Here is an 18,074-nt window from a genome sequence, read left to right as displayed (position 1 = left end):
GAGGGTTAAAATTTATGAAAATACTTTGTAAGAGAATCATCGCTGTAGTGATGTGCCTGACGGTGGCAGGGGGATTTGCCGCCTGTGGCGCAAAAAAGGGTGCTTCTGAAGATGGGGGAGAGAAGGCGGAGATACGGGTTGGCTCCAAAGACTTTACAGAGGGCCTGCTGGTATCAGAAATCTATGCCCTTGCCCTGGAGGATGGGGGATATAAGGTGGACAGGGTATTTGACATCGCAGGTTCTGTAGTCCATACTGCACTGGTCAATGACGAGATTGACCTGTACCCTGAATATACGGGGACAGGACTTTTGACTGTCCTTGGGATGGATATGCTGACAGACCCCCAGGAAGTGTACGATACAGTGAAGGCGGAGTATCAAAAGCAGTTCCAGGTGACCTGGCTGGATTATGCAGCGGCCAATGACGGCCAGGGACTGGCTGTCAGGACAGAGGTGGCCAAAGAACTGGGAATCGAGACTATTTCAGACCTCCAGAAGTATGCAAAGGAGCTTAGGTTTGCATCCCAGGGAGAATTTGATGAGCGGGAGGACGGCCTTCCTGGTCTGGAGAAAGTGTACGGTGAATTTAACTGGAAATCATCGAAAGTATATGACAGTGGCTTGAAATTCGAAGTATTAAGAAATGATGAGGCAGACGTCACGCCTGTTTACACCACAGACGGCCCTCTGGCAGAAAAGGAGGAGTTTACCCTCCTTACGGATGACAAAAAAGTATGGCCGCCCTATAACCTGGCGCCAGTTGTGCGGGACGATGCCCTGGAAAATACGCCGGAGATTGCAGACATACTGAATACGGTCAGCGCTTCCCTGGACACAGAAATCCTCACTGAGCTCAATGCAAGGGTAGATGTGGAGAAAGAGGATTATGAGGATGTGGCTGCAGACTTTTATGCTTCCACATTTTAGTCCCCAGGGCGCTGGAAAAACAGGATACAGGCAGAGAGGAACAGATAAAAGGCAGTCCCAGGCCACTGGCACTGCCGGGAGGAAAGAATGGGAAGTACGGCAATTGAATTTCAGAATGTAAGTAAAAGGTTTAAGAAAGCCTCGGGTTACGCGCTGAAGGATGTGTCTTTTACGATAGAGGAGGGAGAATTTATTACCATACTGGGTTCCTCCGGCTGCGGGAAGACAACTCTCCTTAAAATGATAAACCGGCTGTATGACCCGGATGAGGGGGAGATCCTTTTGTCCGGTAAAAAGATCGCGCATCTGGAGCCTTCAGGGCTCAGGAGAAAAATCGGCTATGTGATTCAGCAGATAGGACTGTTCCCCCATATGACTGTGGCTGAGAATGTGGCGGCAGTACCCAGGCTTTTAAAGTGGGAGGAGGATGCGATAACTGGCAGAGTCAGGGAACTGCTTAAGCTTGTAGGGTTAGATCCAGGGGAATACCAGGCCCGGTATCCTTCCCAGCTCTCAGGCGGGCAGCAGCAGAGAGTAGGCCTGGCCCGCGCCCTGGCGGCAGATCCGGGGATCATGCTTTTGGACGAGCCATTCGGGGCCCTGGATGCGATTACACGTATAGGGCTTCAGGATGAACTGCAGGCAATACACCGGGGGATGAATAAAACTTTTCTGCTGGTTACCCATGATATGAATGAAGCCTTTAAGCTGGGCACCCGTGTTATGGTCATGAGCGGAGGGGAAATCAGGCAGTTTGATACACCTGGCGAAATTGTGAGAAACCCGGCAGACTCATTTGTAGAAATGCTCATCCGTTCTGCGAGAGAGCAGGAAAAGCTGTGGGAGGGACTGCTGTGACAGAATATATTTTCAGGCACTATGATGATTTGCTGGAGGCTTTGGCAGAGCATATCCAGATTGTGGCTGTGAGTTTGTTTTTTTCTCTTCTTATTGCCGGGGGCCTGACAGTTGCCTCAGCCTACAGCAGAAAGATGGGGGAAATACTGATCCAGATTTTTTCGGTTGTCTATGCCATCCCCAGCCTGGCTTTGTTTGCCCTTTTGATTCCTGTGACAGGACTGGGTGCAAAAACGGCCGTCATTGTACTGACTGCATACAATCAGTATATCCTGCTGAGGAACTTTATCACTGGACTTAACGAGACAGATGCCGCGGCAGTGGAGGCGGCCAGAGGTATCGGGATGAGTGTCATGCAGGTACTGGTGCGGGTAAGGCTTCCCCTGGGGAAAAAGGCGGTTTTTACGGGGATTCAGCTAAGTGCAGTGTCCACCATTGGTATAGCTACAATTGCAGCTATGATTAACGCAGGAGGCCTGGGAACTATTTTGTTTGACGGCCTGCGGACAATGAATGTCTATAAAATTTTGTGCGGCAGTATTCTTTCAGCAGGACTTGCACTTTTGGTAAACGGAGTTTTCGGGACTTTGGAGAGGCGGCTGTATTCAGGATACAGGCCATAAGGCATAAGATACAGATGAGGGAAGTCTAGTCCTATAATATGGGGCAGATAGACGGCAAACAGGTTTTCGGCCCTTGGATTTAGGGCCAGGTTTTAGTATGAATTAAGAAAAGGAAAATAAGGATGGAAAATAGAGTAAATAAGACAAGGGTATATGTGGTGGGCCACAAGAATCCGGATACAGATTCAATCTGTTCTGCAATTGCCTATGCAAACCTTAAGAACCAGGTAACAGGAAAAGAACATACTCCGCGCAGGGCCGGCCAGCTCAATGAGGAGACTCAGTATGTACTGGAACGGTTTAAAGTGAAAGTGCCCGCCCTGCTCTCAGATCTCCGTGTACAGGTTAAGGATGTAGAATTGAGGAAAATTGAAGGCTTAAGCGGAAGTGTTTCAATTAAGACTGCCTGGGCAAGGATGAAAGAGATGAATATTAAGACACTGCCGGTGACAAGAGAAGGGAAGTTAGAGGGACTGATTACAATCGGGGATATTGCTACATCCTATATGGATGTATACGACAGTACGATACTCTCAACGGCCAGGACACAATACAGAAATATAGCCTCCACGATTGGGGGAAAAGTGGTCATTGGAAATGACCACAGTTACCTTCTAAAAGGAAAAGTGGGAATTGCGGCATCTAGCCGGGATCTAATGTCTGAGTTTATTGAAAAGGACGACCTGGTTATACTGGGAAACAGAAGAGAGGCACAGCAATGTGCAATTGACCTGAATGTGGGTTGTATGGTAATCTGCCAGGGGGCCGGGGTTCCAGATGATATTATGGAGCAGGCCAGGAAGAAAGAAATCGTAATTATTACCACTCCCCATGATACGTTTACTGTGGCCAGGCAGATTAACCAGAGTATCCCGGTACGCCATTTTATGACAAAGGACAGCCTGATTACTTTTAAAATGCGTGATTATGTAGACGACGTGAAAGATGTCATGGCACATAAGAGATTCCGTGACTTCCCTATTGTGGACAATAAGGGGAATTTCCTCGGATTCATATCCAGGAGGCGGCTGCTCAACAGCAGAAAAAAGCAGGTCATTCTTGTGGACCATAATGAAAAGAACCAGGCCGTGGATGGTATTGAGGAGGCCGATGTGCTTGAAATCATCGACCATCACAGGCTTAGCAGCATTGAAACTATGGGCCCCGTATTTTTCAGAAACCAGCCCGTGGGGTGTACTGCCACCATTGTTTACCAGATGTATCAGGAAGAGGGAGTGGAGGTGGATTCTGTGACAGCGTCCCTTCTCTGCTCTGCGATCATATCAGATACGCTGATGTTCCGCTCACCTACGTGCACGGCTTTAGACGAGGCCTCTGCCAGGAAGCTGGCACAGATTGCTGGGATTAATATTGAAGAGCTGGCGCTGGAAATGTTCCATGCAGGCAGCAACCTGAAAGGCAAGAGTCCGGAGGAAATTATATTCCTGGATTTCAAGCAGTTTACAGTAAACGAGACAGTTATTGGGGTGGGACAGGTGAACTCCATGAGCGCAGAGGAGCTCCAGGATATAAAAGCCGATGTGCTCCCCCATCTGGACAGGGCCAGAAAGTCCCATAAGCTGGATATGGTATTCTTTATGCTGACCAATATAATTACAGAGTCATCAGAATTGCTCTGCTGTGGCTCTGACGCCAGAGATAAGATAATTTCGGCCTTTGATTTGAGGGAGGATACGGAAGATATTCTTCTGAAAGGCGTTGTATCCAGGAAGAAACAGCTCGTTCCCACATTGGTAGGGGCGCTGCAGCAGTAACAAGCAGGAGAGGAAAGGAGGCAGGCATGGGAAAACAGATATGGAAGCCGGGGAATATGCTCTATCCCCTTCCTGCTGTGATGGTAAGTGCGGGCAATAAGGCAGGGGATACAAATATCCTGACAATTGCATGGACAGGGACGGTCTGTACCAATCCCCCTATGGCTTATATTTCTGTCAGGCCCCAGCGCCATTCCTATCAGATGATATGTGACACAAAGGAATTTGTCATCAATCTGGCAACTGAAAAGATGGCAGAGGCTGTAGATTACTGTGGGGTCCGGTCTGGACGAGATGTGGATAAATGGAAGGAAACAGGACTGACTAAGGAGGCTTCCTCTGTATTAGAATATGCGCCCTGCATTCAGGAGAGTCCGGTGAATATTGAGTGCAGAGTGACAGAGGTACAGGAACTCGGGAGCCACCACATGTTTCTGGCAGAAGTGGCTGCGGTGCGGATCGACGATTCCTTTATGAATGCAGAGAATACATTCGAATTGAATAAGTCGGGACTGCTTGTGTATTCCCACGGGGAGTACCTGGGGACTGGCAGGACACTGGGGACTTTCGGGGGGAGTGTGAGGAAGAAAAACAGCAGGCCGAAAAAGAAGGGCAGGCACAGTAAGGGCAGAAGATGAACGGACCCCACCGATTGTGGGCCAGTGCGCTGATGCTGCCCATATGGCCGGTTAGGGGGAAAAAGCAGCCGGTGTTTTTACCCTGGTGCAGAATACAAATTGGATCATAATACAGAACGGCAGGGCGTATAAGATGGAATTCCTTATACGCCCTGCCGTTCTGTGTGCCCTGATATATGGTTTAAGAATAAAACCCGTTCCTATCATATTCTGTGGGCATGTAAGGGATGGGAAAAATTTTTACAGTGTTTTTACAAGATATTGAAGAGATATTTAAAACCCCTGTTTATAATGTCAAACATGCTCTGGGCAGATGAATACCGGGGCAGGAAAGGGAAGATTATGAAAGGTAGCATAAAATTTAAACAAATAGGCAGCGCTTCGTTATTTGTCCTGCCAGCTTTAATTCCGCTTATTGTATTCTGGATTTATCCTATATTGAGATCTGTATATATCAGCTTTACAGACTGGGACTATATGTCTCCTGAATATAATTTCGTACTTTTTGACAATTTCAGCGCCCTGTTTAGGGATACAAGGTTTTACGATGCCCTCTGGAATACAGTAGTATTTACTTTGGGGACATTAATTCCCACGATTGTGCTTGGGTTATTGCTGGCTCTTTTGATGCAGAAGGCATTTAAAGGAAGCTCAATTATAAAATTTATTTTATTTTCCCCATGGATTACACCTACAGTTGCAGTGTCCATTGTATGGACATGGATCTATGACCCTGGCACAGGAGCCGCAAATACGGTACTTAACTTTTTCCACCTCCCGGCGCTCCAGTGGATTAAAAGTTCGGATACGGCCATGTTGGCAGTAGTCATTGTGACAGTATGGAAGAGCCTGGGATATGCTATGATATTTTATCTTTCTGCCCTGGAAAAAGTTCCGGGAGAGCTGTATGAAGCCAGCGGACTGGACGGGGCAAAGAGATGGCAGAGGTTCCGGGATGTGACAATTCCCTGTATTTCGCCGACCACCTTTTTTCTTGTGATTATTACAATGGTTACTTCCCTGCAGGCCTATGACCAGATACAGATCCTGACACAGGGAGGCCCGTCAGGGAGTACCAGGACTCTGCTGTACATGTATTATCAGCTTGGCTTTGAAGAGTTTAATATGGGACAGGCCACGGCAGTGGCGATTGTCATGATAGGCATTACAGTGCTTTTGTCTGTCATACAGTTCACGGCATCGAAGAAATGGGTTCATTATTAGAAAGAGGGGCGGATATGAGAATAAGAACAGGGATAGAGAAGGCCGGAAAGGGCGTCATTCTGCTGGTTTTCAGCATTTTTACAATATTTCCGTTTATCTGGATGGTATTAAGCGCGCTAAAAACAAAGGCAGAAATTATGGACGTAAGTGCGTTCTTTCCAGCAGAATTTCAGTGGCAGAATTTTTATGAGGTTATTTTTAATTCCCCTCTGCTTAAATATGTGGGGAACAGCCTGTATGTGTCATTTATTACGCTGGCCCTGCAGATTGTGACAGGGGCAATGCTTGCGTATGCCATTGTATTTATGCGCTTTAAGGGGAAGAAGATACTGTTTGCAGTAATTATGGGAACCTATATGCTTCCCACAGCAGCGTCTTATATTCCCAGCTATATTATTCTGGCAAATGTAAATCTTTTAAATACTTTTACCGGACTGATTTTATCAAACTGTGTGAGTATTTTTGGCATTTTTCTTTTGAGGCAGGCTTTTATGCAGGTGCCGGCGGGGTTAATCGAGGCCGCCAGGATTGACGGCGCCAACCACTGGAAAATCTTGTGGAGGGTTGTCTGCCCCATGACAAAATCATCCTTTATTACTTTTGGCCTGATGAATTTTATAACCTGCTATAACAATTATATGTGGCCTTCCCTGATAACGGATTCAGATGAAAAGATGCTTGTCTCGCAGGGACTTAGGAAATTTTTTATTGAGGGGGGCGCCTATGGGACAGAATGGCCCCTTGTAATGGCTGGAAGCACGCTGATTGTACTGCCGCTTCTGATACTTTTTGCATTCACCCAGAAATGGTTTATCAATGGGATCGGCGGAGATACGGGTATGAAGGGATAATCCCTCTTACATATAAATTAAAAATCAAGGAGAAGATTATGAGAAAAAGAGTAATAGCAGCATTATTAGTATGTGCACTTGGAATGTCTGCGGCGACAGGCTGCGCGGACACCGCCAAGGCAGAGACAGCGAGGACAGAAGATGGAAAGATACAATTGGATTTGTGGTATTCAGGGGGGAAGACAGCAGTCAATGTTTTTCAGGAAATTGTAGATGCTTTCAATGAATCACAGGAGGAGTATGAAGTACATACAACCACCCAGGCGGATTACACTGAGACATATGAGAAGCTGCAGGCAGGCATTGCAGGGAAGAAGGCGCCGGATATGGCCCTGCTGGATACGGATAAATCAAGAAACCTGTCATCTAAAAACCTGGTAGCAGACATAAACCCATTTATTGAAGCAGACAGTGAATTTCCGGAGGAGGATTATCTGTCAGTCTTTTATGAGCAGGGACTGGATAAAGAGGGAAAGCTATTTGCGCTGCCTGCATATGGCACAACCCAGGTTCTTTATTATAACAAGGCCGCATTTGAAAAGGCAGGCATTGACCCGGCGTCTATTGAGACATGGCAGGACTTGGCAGGGGCGGCAGAAAAAATGACTGCCCAAGACGGCTCCTTCATAGGATGGGAACCCATGTGGGGTTCTGCAAACCTGATAGATGCAGCATTGAGCAACGGAGCCGCCTTAGTCAGCGATGATGGGAAAACTGCGCTGATTAATTCGCAAGAGTGGGTGCAGGTATGGGAGAGCTTCCGCACATGGATCCATGATGACAAGATTATGAAGGTAAATTCCGGCGGACAGGGTTGGGAATATTGGTATACAACCATTGATGATGTCCTCCAGAATAAAGCAGGGGGTTATACAGGCTCATCAGGAGACCAGGCAGACCTGGATTTTAGTATTGTCGGGGCAATGGAGCAGCCAGGATTCAATAACAGTCCCTCGGCACCTACGGCAGACGCCCTTCAGCTTGTAATGCTGGAAAATTCTTCAGAGGAAGAAAAACAGGGTGTATATGAATTTATGAAATATTTTACAACGCCAGAAAATCAGGCGAAATGGTCTATGGCAACAGGGTATGTGGCAGTGAGGGAGTCAACGCAGGAAGTAGATGAATTTAAGGCTTATACGGAGAAAAACCCACAGGCCCTCGTGCCTCTTAGCCAGGCTGCCCACGGGACGCCGGCTTTGGAGGATCCTACAGGAGGTAAAATCCTGGACGCACTTTCTATTGCAGCGGATCAGGTAGAACTGGAGAATACGCCCGCACAGGAGGCCCTTGACGAGGCATGTAAAACGGCTCAGGAAGCATTGGATGCATTGTAAGATGGAAGAGCGTATTATATTTAAAATCGGGAAAGCTAGTCATAAGCTGCACATGGAATCTTTAGACATTCCATGTGCAGCAACTCAGTTACATATAGATGTGGTATTACCCGGAGAACTCAGATACATGGGTTTTATCCTGGCAGAAGATCCAGACATAAATATCCGGCTTCAGAAGCTTTTAGGGTATGGGGAGCAAAGACTGGGAATCGGGGAAAGTGTACAGGATACGACAATCGGAGGTGTGCCAGGCAGGATACAGGCAGGAAGCTGGAGAATTGGGTTGGGTATTTTTACAGAATATGTGGAGCATACATTGGGGGAGCGGACAGAAGAAATTACAGTCATAGTCTCAGATAAAAAGGAGAAGATATCTGACCCCATAGATGGTGAATGCTGGGTAGCAAAGGGACTCTGTATATCTGAAGAGAAGTACATGTGGGATAAGGTGTATGGCGAAGAGAAAAGGTGGTATAAAGGAGATTTCCATACACATACAAGACTTTCTGATGGGAAGGAAAGCATTGCCAGTGCAGTGCATAGGGCAGAGCAGGTAGAAATGGATTTTTATGTCCCTACGGAACATAATCTGATGCACACGGGGTGGTGTAAGACCAGCCTTTGCATCCTTCCGGGCATTGAAGTCACAACAGACAAAGGGCATATGAATGTATTTGGCATCCAGAAAATGCCGGAAAGAATTTTTGATATTGTGGCGCACAATGGTGAGGCAATTGTAGATTCTTATGTAGAAGATGTGATTTTCCAGGCAAAGCAGGAGGGATGGATCTTAAGTATAAACCATCCATTCCTGACAATATGGAGGTGGCGGTACTCCCAGACAAAAATGCAGGATATTGACTGCATTGAGATCATAAATGACCCTACCTATCCCGACGGGCCGCCCTCCAATGACATGGCGATTCGATTTCTGGATACAGTCTGGAAGGAGGGGCACCGTATATGGGGAATCGGGGGGAGCGATTCACATAATCTGGAAAATGAACTGTATGAGGGGGCTGTTCTGCCCTCTGCGGCAGGGGATCCGGGGACATGGGTATTTTGCCCTTCCCTTACCCCCAGAAACCTAATGGAATCCGTGAAGGAGGGACACATATGCGTCACCAGGTTTTGCCGGATAGAGCCAGAAATATATGTGGGCAGGGAGAAATATCTGCCCGGCAGCAGGATCACAGACCGTGCTTGTACAGTTATATATAAAGCAGAAGTGACAGGACTGGATCAGGAACCGGATATTTTTCTTGTACTGGACGGAGAATATAAAAAGCTGCCTGTGGCAAACCCATCACCCGGCATATACAGTATACGGGCGGAGCTGGATCTTGCGGAAACTCTTTGGCAGTGGTTCAGATTAGAGGCCAGAAGCAGCGGCGGGGATTTTTTAGGGTATGTAAACCCAGTCTGGAGGGGGAATAAAGTGCCAAAGCTTAAAACCTTTGGGGAAATACTAAAAAAAGCAGAAGGATCAGAAAATGATTAAAGGAATTTTATTTGATAAAGATGGGACGCTTGTGGACTTTTTTTCATTGTGGCTGGGGGCGGCAGAAGAAGTCACAGGAAAATTTCTGAGGAAGAACAGTATGCCGGAAGACAGAGAAATGAGGGAATATATTATGGAGGCCATGGGGATTAAAAATAATAAGGCAGATCCCAAAGGTGGACTGGCATACAAATCCTATGCAGAAATTGCAAAAGATCTGGAGAAGGCCCTGAGTAAAAAGAATATCTCCATAAGCGTGCGGGAAATAGGCGCCCAGCTTGAGGGCATGTTTACCCAATACATATCAGGTGATGACGTATGTTACATAGAAACAGCAGATCTTAAAGTGCTTCTGGAGAAGTTAAAGAGGATGGAGATTTACATAGGACTGGCCACGGCGGACACCCTTTACAGCGCCCTGAAATGTCTTGAGTCACTTAACATATTGGCGGAATTTGACTATATTGGGGCGGACGATGGCGTAAAGCGTCCAAAACCCTATTCTGATATGTTTCAGGAATTCCAGGAAAAGTTTTCTTTAAAACCTGAGGAAATTGCGGTGGTGGGAGATACCTGTAATGATATGGTGTTTGCCAGACAAAACGGCGGGATAGGGATTGGCGTCCTCAGTGGCGTAAGTAAAAGGGAAGATTTTGGAAAAGAGGCGGACTATATACTTGCGTCCGTGGAAGGGCTGCCTGCTTTTCTCAAAGAGCTTCAAAACAGACAGGAGGAATAAATGTGGCTGATATTCAGTTAAAACATGTATATAAGAGATTTGACGGGGGTGTCACTGCAGTGGAAGATTTTAATCTGGATATTAAGGACCAGGAGTTTGTCATCTTTGTAGGGCCCTCCGGCTGCGGCAAGTCCACGACACTTCGGATGATTGCGGGGTTAGAGGAGATCTCGGACGGGCAGTTGATTATTGACGGCAAGGCCATGAACCAGGTGCAGCCATGGGACCGTGATATAGCCATGGTTTTCCAGAATTATGCCCTCTACCCACATATGTCAGTTTTTGAAAATATGTCTTACAGCCTCAGGCTGAAAAAGGTACCCAAAAAGGAGCGCAGGAAAAAGGCAGAGGAAATTGCCAAAATCCTGGGTCTTGAGGAAGTGCTGGACAGAAAGCCGGGGGAACTTTCAGGGGGACAGAAGCAACGGGTTGCAATGGGTAGGGCCATTGTCAGGAACCCTAAAATATTCCTGATGGATGAACCTTTATCTAATCTAGATGCAAAGTTGAGGACGCAGATGAGAGCAGAAATATTAAAGCTCTATGGCAGCCTGCATTCTACGTTTATCTATGTCACCCATGACCAGACAGAGGCTATGACCCTGGGAACAAAAATAGTTGTCATGAGGGAGGGGGTCATCCAGCAAGTTGCATCACCAGAACAGCTGTATAATGAACCGGCCAATGTATTTGTAGCTGGTTTTATCGGAACGCCCCCCATGAACTTCTTTCAAGGAAAATGCTGCCGGGGCGGAGAGTATGGGGTACGCCTGCGGACCGGGGATATATCTGTGGACCTCACGGAAGCTATGGCAGAAAGAGTACGCAGAAAAGGCTATATGGGGGAGGAGGTCATAATCGGTGTAAGGCCTGAAGATATGCTCCTTAATGAAGGGGGCATAAAGCATGAGATAAAAGTATATGAGATGCTGGGGGCAGAGGCATATCTTTACTTTGATTATGAAGGAAAAGATGTGGCGGTCAGGACAACTCCGGACATCCGGCTTAAAAGAGGGGACAGCGCAGGACTGTCCTTTAGAAGAGAAAGAATCCATTTATTCGATGCAGGCAGGCAGACAAGAATATGAAACCAGGGGAACTGAGCCTGGGGATAGAATAGGGGCGCCCTCTCAGGGAAGAGAGAGGGCGCCCCGTAAATATTCTGGCCTGGAAGTATTTAGGCCGGCGGCATCAGGGCGGGACATAATATAGATCTGCAAGTCCTGCCCTGTAAAATTTTAAAGCGCAGATATAAAACGGAAAAATGCTTCTCTGCCTTCTTTTGTATATTTGTAGACGCCGGCGTCCTCCAGTACTTGGCAGAATACCTTGCCTATTTCTTGTTTTAGGATATCTCCAATATTTCCGGCATGGATATCTGGGTAATGGGGGAGGAACCCCTCCGCCCAGTCTGCATGTTTGGCGAGGATATTGCTGCTTCGGATGTCTTTGCCTTCCAGTATATATTCTTCCAACAGCTCCATTTCTCCCTTCAGGCGTGAGGGGAGGACTGCCAGTCCCATGACTTCGATCAGTCCAATATTTTCTTTTTTGATATGGTGCAGTCCGGCGTGGGGATGGTATACTCCCAGGGGATGCTCATCGGTGGTGATATTGTTGCGCAGGGTCAGATCCAGCTCATACAGGCCGTCACGCATCCGGGCGATAGGGGTGATGGTATTGTGGGGCTGGCCTTCTGTCTCGGCAAATATAAAGGCAGACTTATCCGTATACCCCCTCCATTTTTTCAAGATATGGTCGGCAAGGCCGATCAGCCGGCTTTCATCTTCACCCTGTAAGCGGATGACAGAGAGGGGCCACTTTACAATCCCAGCAGTGACATCTTCAAAGCCAGGCACAGTAAAGCGCTCAACAATGGGCGCCCTGGCCATGGCAAAGGTATAATTTCCTCCCTGGAAATGGTCATGGCTTAAAATGGATCCCCCCACAATAGGCAGATCTGCATTGGAACCAAGAAAATAATGAGGAAATAGTTTGACGAAGTCAAACAGCTTGCAAAATGTGGCCTTATCTATCTTCATGGGGATATGCTCACCGTTAAAAACAATACAGTGCTCGTTATAGTATACATAGGGGGAGTACTGGAACCCCCAGCGGCTTTGGTTGATGGTGACGGGGATAATCCGGTGGTTCTCCCTGGCCGGATGGTTCATGTGGCCTGCATAACCTTCATTTTCCATACAAAGCAGGCATTTGGGGTAGGAAGATGCTTTAGCATTCCTGGCCGCGGCGATGGCCTTGGGATCCTTTTCCGGCTTGGATAGGTTGATGGTAATATCCAATGTCCCATAGATGGTCTCTACAGTCCACTGTATATCCTTTCTTACCCGGTATCTGCGGATATAGTCGCTGTCCTGGCTGAATGTATAATAATAGTCTGTGGCAGCTTTTGGTGAATGCTCATACAGGCCCCAGAAGGTGTGCTGTACCTGTGCAGGGCGGGGCAGCAGGCAGTTCATCAGCTTTGTATCAAATAAATCTCTGTCTGTAATATGATCCTCAATCATTCCCCGCCTGCATGCCTCGTCAAGAAGTTCTTTCAAAATATCTTCCAGCTTTATACAGGACATGTCGCAGTCTGTATCTTCATACTCATGTTCACCAAAAAGCTCCAGCAGGAGGTTGGTCGTATAAATCCTTTCGCATTCCGGTGTGAGTCCAGTGGAAATACCATACTGCACAAGCTTTTTAACTGCTTCATAAAACATATCTACACCTCCTGTGACTCAAAACCATGGGGGTGCCCACTGTGCCATTTCCATGCAGAGGAAATAATCTCCTTTAAGTCTGCGTGCTGGGGGTTCCATCCAAGGACAGATCTTGCCTTATCACTGGATGCAATCAGCCTTGCCGGGTCGCCGGCCCTCCTTTGCGCTGTCTTTGCGGCAATAGCAAGACCAGTCGCTTCCTGGGCAGCCTCAATGACTTCCCGCACAGTAAAACCTACGCCGTTCCCCAGATTAAAGGTATTGCTCTGCCCGCCCTTCATAAGATAGTCCACTGCCAGAATGTGGGCCTGCGCAAGGTCTGTCACGTGGATGTAGTCACGGATACAGGTGCCGTCTTTAGTATCATAATCATCACCAAATATGCTGATGTATTCTCTCTGCCCCAGAGGAACCTGCAGGATCAGTGGGATGAGGTGGGTCTCTGGACTGTGTGCCTCGCCGATGCAGCCCCTTTCGTGTGCCCCGCAGGCATTGAAATAGCGCAGGGCCACATATTTTAACCCGTGGGCCATATCTGTCCATTTCATCATTTTCTCCATGGCCAGCTTCGTCTCCCCATATGTATTGGTGGGGCAGGTTCTGTCCTGCTCCAGTATAGGGATATTCTCCGGTTCACCGTAGGTGGCGGCGGTGGAGGAAAAGACAATTTTTTTGACATCATGGGCAATCATGGATTCCAGAAGCACTTTGGTTCCGCAGACATTATTGTCGTAATATTTCAGAGGGTTGGACATACTCTCGCCTACCAGGGAGTTTGCTGCAAAATGGATGACTGCGTCAACAGGCTCCTTCTCAAAAACAGAGTCTACAAAAGCACGGTCCCTGATATCCCCCTGATAAAATCGTGCCTTTGGATGGACTGCTTCAATATGGCCTGTTTCCAGATTATCCACTATGGCCACATCTTCTCCCTTGTCAATCAGTTCGTAAACTGTGTGTGAGCCGATGTACCCGGCTCCTCCTAATACTAATACAGACATGTTGCTACCGCCTTTCTGAATACTGGTTATTAGAGTTTATGCGCCCCGTCCCCGATCTCTACTGTATAGAAATCAGCTTCATGGCCTACCTTTTCTTTGTAGGCTTTGCCCACTGTGTCAATGAATGTATCTATAGCGTCATTCTTCACGATGCTCACTGAACATCCTCCAAATCCGCCGCCCGTAATTCTGGAACCGATAACGCCGGGAATGGCCCAGGCCAGTTCTACCAGAGTATCTACCTCGGGGCAGGAGACTTCATAGTCATCCCGCAGTGAGATATGAGACTGGTTCATTAATTTGCCGAAGCTGCTTATATCTCCATCCTTCAATGCCCGGACGGCTTCAATTGTACGCTGGTTTTCAGAGACAGCATGTCTGGCCCTTTGTACCTGTACAGGGTCATGTATGGCTTCTTTAAATTTATTAAAAATATCCATATCTAAGTCACCCAGAGAGTGGATATCTAATTCTTCCTGGAGGGCCGCCAGGGCGTCTGCACATTCCTGGCGGCGTTCATTGTATTTGGAATCTACCAGGCTGTGTTTCACTTTGCTGTTTGTGATAATAATTTTAGCATCTTCAAGCTCCACTGGGGCATACTGGAAACTTAAGTTTGAAGTGTCAAGGAAGATGGCGTGGCCCTTCTTTCCCATGGCTACTGTAAACTGATCCATGATACCGCAGTTGCAGCCATTAAAATGATTTTCTGAGTATTGCCCGATTAAGGCTAAGTCAGTCATGGAGAGTGTGTCAATGCCAAAAAGATCGGTCAAAATCAGGCCTGTGAGGACTTCCAGGGAAGCAGAGGAGGAGAGGCCGGAACCATTGGGGATATTGCCCCATATGACCATATCAAATCCAGACTTTAAGCGGATGCCTCTCTGGGCGAAGGCCCAGACAATGCCCAGGGGATAATTGGCCCACCCATATTCTGCCTTGTTGGCAAGGTCATCAACTGACGCCTCCACAATGCCGAAATTGTCAAGATTCATGGAATAAAAGTGCATAAGGCGATCCTCCCTTTTCCGTGCCAGGGCGTAGGTGCCCAGGGTTAGGGCGCAGGGGAATACATGGCCGCCGTTATAGTCGGTGTGCTCGCCAATTAAATTGACACGCCCGGGGGAAAAATAAAGTTTGGTACCTTCAGCGCTCCCAAAGAGCTCTTTAAATTTTGCCGTCAGTTTTTTTCTCATAGAAATTCCTCACTTTCCTTCTGTTTGATTTCTGAATTTCATGTTACTTTTTATTATAGACAGGAAAGCGCTGGATGTATATAAAAAATCCGTGCAAATATATGTAATTATGTTGCGGGAAATACATATCCTCTGTATTGACACCGGCAGGAAAAGGAGTATACTGATTTTAACTTGGCTAAGGCGCCGGCATATGCCATATATCGGGATAAAAAAGGAAACTGTGGAAAGATTGGCTATAAAAAAGCAGCCTGTAAAAAATGCAGGCTATAACGTGAGGTGAGAGATGAAAGATTCATATAAATATTCATATAAAGTAGGGGGGAAACTCCTGACATCCTTATCTGTGTACAATGTGGGGTATCAGAAGTGCGAACCTTTTTATCAGTGGGGGCCGGGAATCAGGAACCATTTCTGTATCCACCATATTCTTTCAGGGTGCGGCACCTACAGTGTAAATGGAAATACATACCGGCTGTCTGCAGGCGATACTTTTATTTTGTTTCCGGACACAGAGGTTAGGTACTCTGCAGACAGGGAAAATCCATGGGAATATGCCTGGGTCGGCTTCATGGGGACAGACGCCGCGCCTATTATCCAGGCCACAGATTTTACGAGAGAGGCACCTTATATTCAAAAATCCGGCCCCCCGGGGAAACTCTTGAGGGACCGGCTGAACAAGATCTATGAAGTGAAAGGGAACAGCTATGAGGCGGCAGTGGCCATGGCGGGGGCCCTTTATACCCTGCTGGCTGCGTTTATGCAGTATGCATCCCGGTCAGAGCCTGTCAAAAATATACGGCTGGCCTATGTGGAAAAGGCCGAGGACTACATATCGACCAGCTATTCCTATCCAATTACGGTGGAAGATGTGGCATCCTATGTGGGAATCAGCCGGAGTTATCTGTACCGTTCTTTCCTGACCTGCCTGGGCCAGTCGCCCAAGGAATATTTGAGTGAATTCCGTATCCGCCAGGCCAGCCGCCTGTTAAAAGAGACAAGCCTTTCTGTGTCAGCAGTGGCCTACTCTGTGGGGTTTGAAAATAATCTGTACTTTTCTAAGGCTTTCAAAAAGCAGGTGGGAGTGACGCCCACGCAATACAGGGAAAAGGGCGGCATGGGAACCCTTAAGTCAAAGACCCCGATGCAGGCATAGGGGGCATCAAATTACCAGCGATGCAAGCACCGGGGGATCAGACCCCCGCGGCAGCCGCCAAATAGACATGTAAACATGCCCGCTTGGCGTGTTGCTCCCGGGGATAAATATCAGGGGGCCTCCTCGCCGGGGGTATCCTCCGGCTTCTCAAGAGGGATGAGCTTAAGGCGGTTTATCCTCTTAAATAAAAGTGTACATAACACAAGCGAGACAATCTCTGCTATGGGGATGGCCCACCATACCCTTGCCAATCCGAAAAGTTCTGCAAATATATAGGCCACAGGAAGAATCACGAACATCTGCCTGGCCACAGAGACAATGAGGCTGTACACACCGTTTCCCAGAGCCTGGAATACAGAGCTTACGATAATAGAATAACCAGCAAAGATAAAGCTGAGGCTGATGATTCTTAAGGCCGGCACGCCAATTTCCAGCATTTGTGCCGATGCATCAAAGAAAGACAAAAACTTTGCAGGGAATAGCTGGAACAGGGCAAGGCCTATCAGCATAATGCCTACTGCAAGCAGGATGCTCAGACGAATGGTGCCCTGGATACGTTTTTTGTCCTTGGCGCCATAGTTATAGGCAACAATGGGGATCATACCATTGTTCAGTCCAAATACAGGCATAAAGATAAAGCTCTGCAGTTTAAAATATACTCCAAACACTGCCGCTGCAGTGGAGGAGAACAGGAGAAGAATCTTATTCATGCCAAATACCATGACAGAGCCAATGGACTGCATAATAATAGAAGGAACCCCTACTTTATAGATGTTGGCAATAATCGTTTTGTTAGGCCGGAACCCTTTCATATTTAGATTCAGTTCTGTATTTTTTTTACAGTTAAAATAAAGAGAAAGCAGCACTGCCACAATCTGTCCGATGACGGTGGCAATGGCGGCGCCAGCCACCTCCAGCCGGGGCAGCCCGAACATACCGAAAATCAAGATTGGATCCAGGATAATATTGATGATAGCCCCGGTACCCTGGGTAATCATGTTATAGATAGTCTTACCAGTGGACTGCAGCAGGCGCTCAAAGGTAATCTGCATAAAGATTCCCGCAGAGACAACTGTAATAATAAGCATATACTGGGTTCCGTACTGGACAATTTCCGGGTCATTTGTCTGAATAGTGAAAAAAAGGCGGGAACCAAAAATTCCTATCAGGGCCATGACAATACAGCTGATAATGCCAAGAAAAATCCCGTTCCTGGCTGTTTCATCCGCTTCTTTAAATTTTTTTTCACCAAGATTCCTTGACAGAAGGGCGTTGATGCCTACCCCTGTACCTGCGGCGATGGCGATCATAAGGTTTTGCACAGGAAATGCCAGGGAAACGGCGGTCAGTGCATTTTCGTTAATCTGCGCGACAAACACGCTGTCTACGATGTTGTACAGAGCCTGCACTAGCATGGAGATAATCATAGGCAGAGACATGGATATCAGCAGTTTGGGGACAGGCATGACGCCCATTTTATTTTCAGATAGTGTTGTTTTTTCCATTTTAATATAACC

Annotated in this window: 16 protein-coding genes; 12 read left to right on the top strand and 4 right to left on the bottom strand. The window is 47.3% G+C overall.

All coding sequences use genetic code 11. The annotated features are described in order from the left end of the window. The first annotated feature begins 14 nt into the window (after positions 1–14). The 11 genes from EFA47_RS09845 (at position 15) to EFA47_RS09790 (ending at position 11,563) form a co-directional block, all read left to right on the top strand. Positions 15–929, top strand: coding sequence for a glycine betaine ABC transporter substrate-binding protein (locus tag EFA47_RS09845; protein ID WP_122643110.1), 915 nt, complete (start codon positions 15–17; stop codon positions 927–929). An 87-nt stretch (positions 930–1,016) separates the two neighbouring features. Further along, positions 1,017–1,787 carry an ABC transporter ATP-binding protein gene (locus EFA47_RS09840; RefSeq protein ID WP_122643109.1) on the top strand — a complete coding sequence of 257 codons (771 nt, stop codon included), beginning with the start codon at positions 1,017–1,019 and terminating at the stop codon, positions 1,785–1,787. Then, positions 1,784–2,410 carry an ABC transporter permease gene (locus EFA47_RS09835; RefSeq protein ID WP_122643108.1) on the top strand — a complete coding sequence of 209 codons (627 nt, stop codon included), beginning with the start codon at positions 1,784–1,786 and terminating at the stop codon, positions 2,408–2,410. Before EFA47_RS09840 ends, EFA47_RS09835 begins: the two co-directional genes overlap by 4 nt. Before the next feature lie 122 nt (positions 2,411–2,532). Then, positions 2,533–4,185, top strand: coding sequence for a putative manganese-dependent inorganic diphosphatase (locus EFA47_RS09830; protein WP_122643107.1), 1,653 nt, complete (start codon positions 2,533–2,535; stop codon positions 4,183–4,185). Positions 4,186–4,211: 26 nt separating this feature from the next. Continuing rightward, positions 4,212–4,823 (top strand): flavin reductase family protein, encoded by a 612-nt coding sequence (locus EFA47_RS09825; RefSeq protein WP_122643106.1) that lies wholly within the window; start codon positions 4,212–4,214, stop codon positions 4,821–4,823. 342 nt (positions 4,824–5,165) lie between these two features. Beyond that, on the top strand, positions 5,166–6,047 hold the full coding sequence (locus EFA47_RS09815; protein WP_122644491.1) for a carbohydrate ABC transporter permease: 882 nt from the start codon (positions 5,166–5,168) through the stop codon (positions 6,045–6,047). 14 nt (positions 6,048–6,061) lie between these two features. After that, a complete protein-coding gene (locus tag EFA47_RS09810; protein ID WP_122643104.1) occupies positions 6,062–6,898 on the top strand; it encodes a carbohydrate ABC transporter permease in 837 nt (278 codons plus the stop codon). Between the two features lie 38 nt (positions 6,899–6,936). Further along, positions 6,937–8,235: an ABC transporter substrate-binding protein gene (locus EFA47_RS09805; protein WP_122643103.1), complete on the top strand. Its 1,299-nt coding sequence runs from the start codon at positions 6,937–6,939 to the stop codon at positions 8,233–8,235. Further along, positions 8,225–9,736 carry a CehA/McbA family metallohydrolase gene (locus tag EFA47_RS09800; protein WP_122643102.1) on the top strand — a complete coding sequence of 504 codons (1,512 nt, stop codon included), beginning with the start codon at positions 8,225–8,227 and terminating at the stop codon, positions 9,734–9,736. Before EFA47_RS09805 ends, EFA47_RS09800 begins: the two co-directional genes overlap by 11 nt. Next, entirely contained in the window at positions 9,729–10,475 is a 747-nt protein-coding gene (locus tag EFA47_RS09795; RefSeq protein WP_122643101.1) for an HAD family hydrolase, read from the top strand. Before EFA47_RS09800 ends, EFA47_RS09795 begins: the two co-directional genes overlap by 8 nt. 2 nt (positions 10,476–10,477) lie before the next feature. Next, positions 10,478–11,563, top strand: coding sequence for an ABC transporter ATP-binding protein (locus tag EFA47_RS09790; RefSeq protein ID WP_122643100.1), 1,086 nt, complete (start codon positions 10,478–10,480; stop codon positions 11,561–11,563). A 150-nt stretch (positions 11,564–11,713) separates the two neighbouring features. On the opposite strand, the gene galT is transcribed toward EFA47_RS09790, so the two are convergent. The 3 genes from galT to EFA47_RS09775 are packed head-to-tail and all read right to left on the bottom strand — an operon-like array spanning position 11,714 to position 15,401. After that, positions 11,714–13,204 carry a UDP-glucose--hexose-1-phosphate uridylyltransferase gene (galT, locus tag EFA47_RS09785; protein ID WP_122643099.1) on the bottom strand — a complete coding sequence of 497 codons (1,491 nt, stop codon included), beginning with the start codon at positions 13,202–13,204 and terminating at the stop codon, positions 11,714–11,716. Between the two features lie 2 nt (positions 13,205–13,206). Next, positions 13,207–14,205, bottom strand: coding sequence for a UDP-glucose 4-epimerase GalE (galE, locus tag EFA47_RS09780; protein WP_122643098.1), 999 nt, complete (start codon positions 14,203–14,205; stop codon positions 13,207–13,209). A gap of 29 nt (positions 14,206–14,234) precedes the next feature. Next, complete coding sequence (locus EFA47_RS09775; protein WP_122643097.1) at positions 14,235–15,401, bottom strand: galactokinase; 1,167 nt, start codon at positions 15,399–15,401, stop codon at positions 14,235–14,237. Between the two features lie 286 nt (positions 15,402–15,687). On the opposite strand from EFA47_RS09775, the gene EFA47_RS09765 reads away from it, so the two are divergent. Next, positions 15,688–16,557, top strand: coding sequence for an AraC family transcriptional regulator (locus EFA47_RS09765; protein ID WP_122643095.1), 870 nt, complete (start codon positions 15,688–15,690; stop codon positions 16,555–16,557). 110 nt (positions 16,558–16,667) lie between these two features. On the opposite strand, the gene EFA47_RS09760 is transcribed toward EFA47_RS09765, so the two are convergent. Then, positions 16,668–18,062 carry an MATE family efflux transporter gene (locus EFA47_RS09760; protein WP_122643094.1) on the bottom strand — a complete coding sequence of 465 codons (1,395 nt, stop codon included), beginning with the start codon at positions 18,060–18,062 and terminating at the stop codon, positions 16,668–16,670. Between the last annotated feature and the right edge of the window lie 12 nt (positions 18,063–18,074).

Source organism: Luxibacter massiliensis (genome assembly GCF_900604355.1).
Lineage (GTDB): Bacteria > Bacillota > Clostridia > Lachnospirales > Lachnospiraceae > Luxibacter > Luxibacter massiliensis.
Note: the sequence above shows the minus strand (reverse complement) of the source record. Positions and strands in the feature narration are given on the sequence as shown.

Coding starts and splice junctions, on each gene's coding strand:
- EFA47_RS09845 (WP_122643110.1), top strand. CDS start 15: ATGAAAATACTTTGTAAGAGAATCATCGCTGTAGTGATGTGCCTGACG.
- EFA47_RS09825 (WP_122643106.1), top strand. CDS start 4,212: ATGGGAAAACAGATATGGAAGCCGGGGAATATGCTCTATCCCCTTCCT.
- EFA47_RS09795 (WP_122643101.1), top strand. CDS start 9,729: ATGATTAAAGGAATTTTATTTGATAAAGATGGGACGCTTGTGGACTTT.
- galE (WP_122643098.1), bottom strand. CDS start 14,205: ATGTCTGTATTAGTATTAGGAGGAGCCGGGTACATCGGCTCACACACA.
- EFA47_RS09805 (WP_122643103.1), top strand. CDS start 6,937: ATGAGAAAAAGAGTAATAGCAGCATTATTAGTATGTGCACTTGGAATG.
- EFA47_RS09760 (WP_122643094.1), bottom strand. CDS start 18,062: ATGGAAAAAACAACACTATCTGAAAATAAAATGGGCGTCATGCCTGTC.
- EFA47_RS09810 (WP_122643104.1), top strand. CDS start 6,062: ATGAGAATAAGAACAGGGATAGAGAAGGCCGGAAAGGGCGTCATTCTG.
- EFA47_RS09830 (WP_122643107.1), top strand. CDS start 2,533: ATGGAAAATAGAGTAAATAAGACAAGGGTATATGTGGTGGGCCACAAG.
- EFA47_RS09775 (WP_122643097.1), bottom strand. CDS start 15,401: ATGAGAAAAAAACTGACGGCAAAATTTAAAGAGCTCTTTGGGAGCGCT.
- EFA47_RS09800 (WP_122643102.1), top strand. CDS start 8,225: ATGCATTGTAAGATGGAAGAGCGTATTATATTTAAAATCGGGAAAGCT.
- EFA47_RS09815 (WP_122644491.1), top strand. CDS start 5,166: ATGAAAGGTAGCATAAAATTTAAACAAATAGGCAGCGCTTCGTTATTT.
- galT (WP_122643099.1), bottom strand. CDS start 13,204: ATGTTTTATGAAGCAGTTAAAAAGCTTGTGCAGTATGGTATTTCCACT.
- EFA47_RS09840 (WP_122643109.1), top strand. CDS start 1,017: ATGGGAAGTACGGCAATTGAATTTCAGAATGTAAGTAAAAGGTTTAAG.
- EFA47_RS09765 (WP_122643095.1), top strand. CDS start 15,688: ATGAAAGATTCATATAAATATTCATATAAAGTAGGGGGGAAACTCCTG.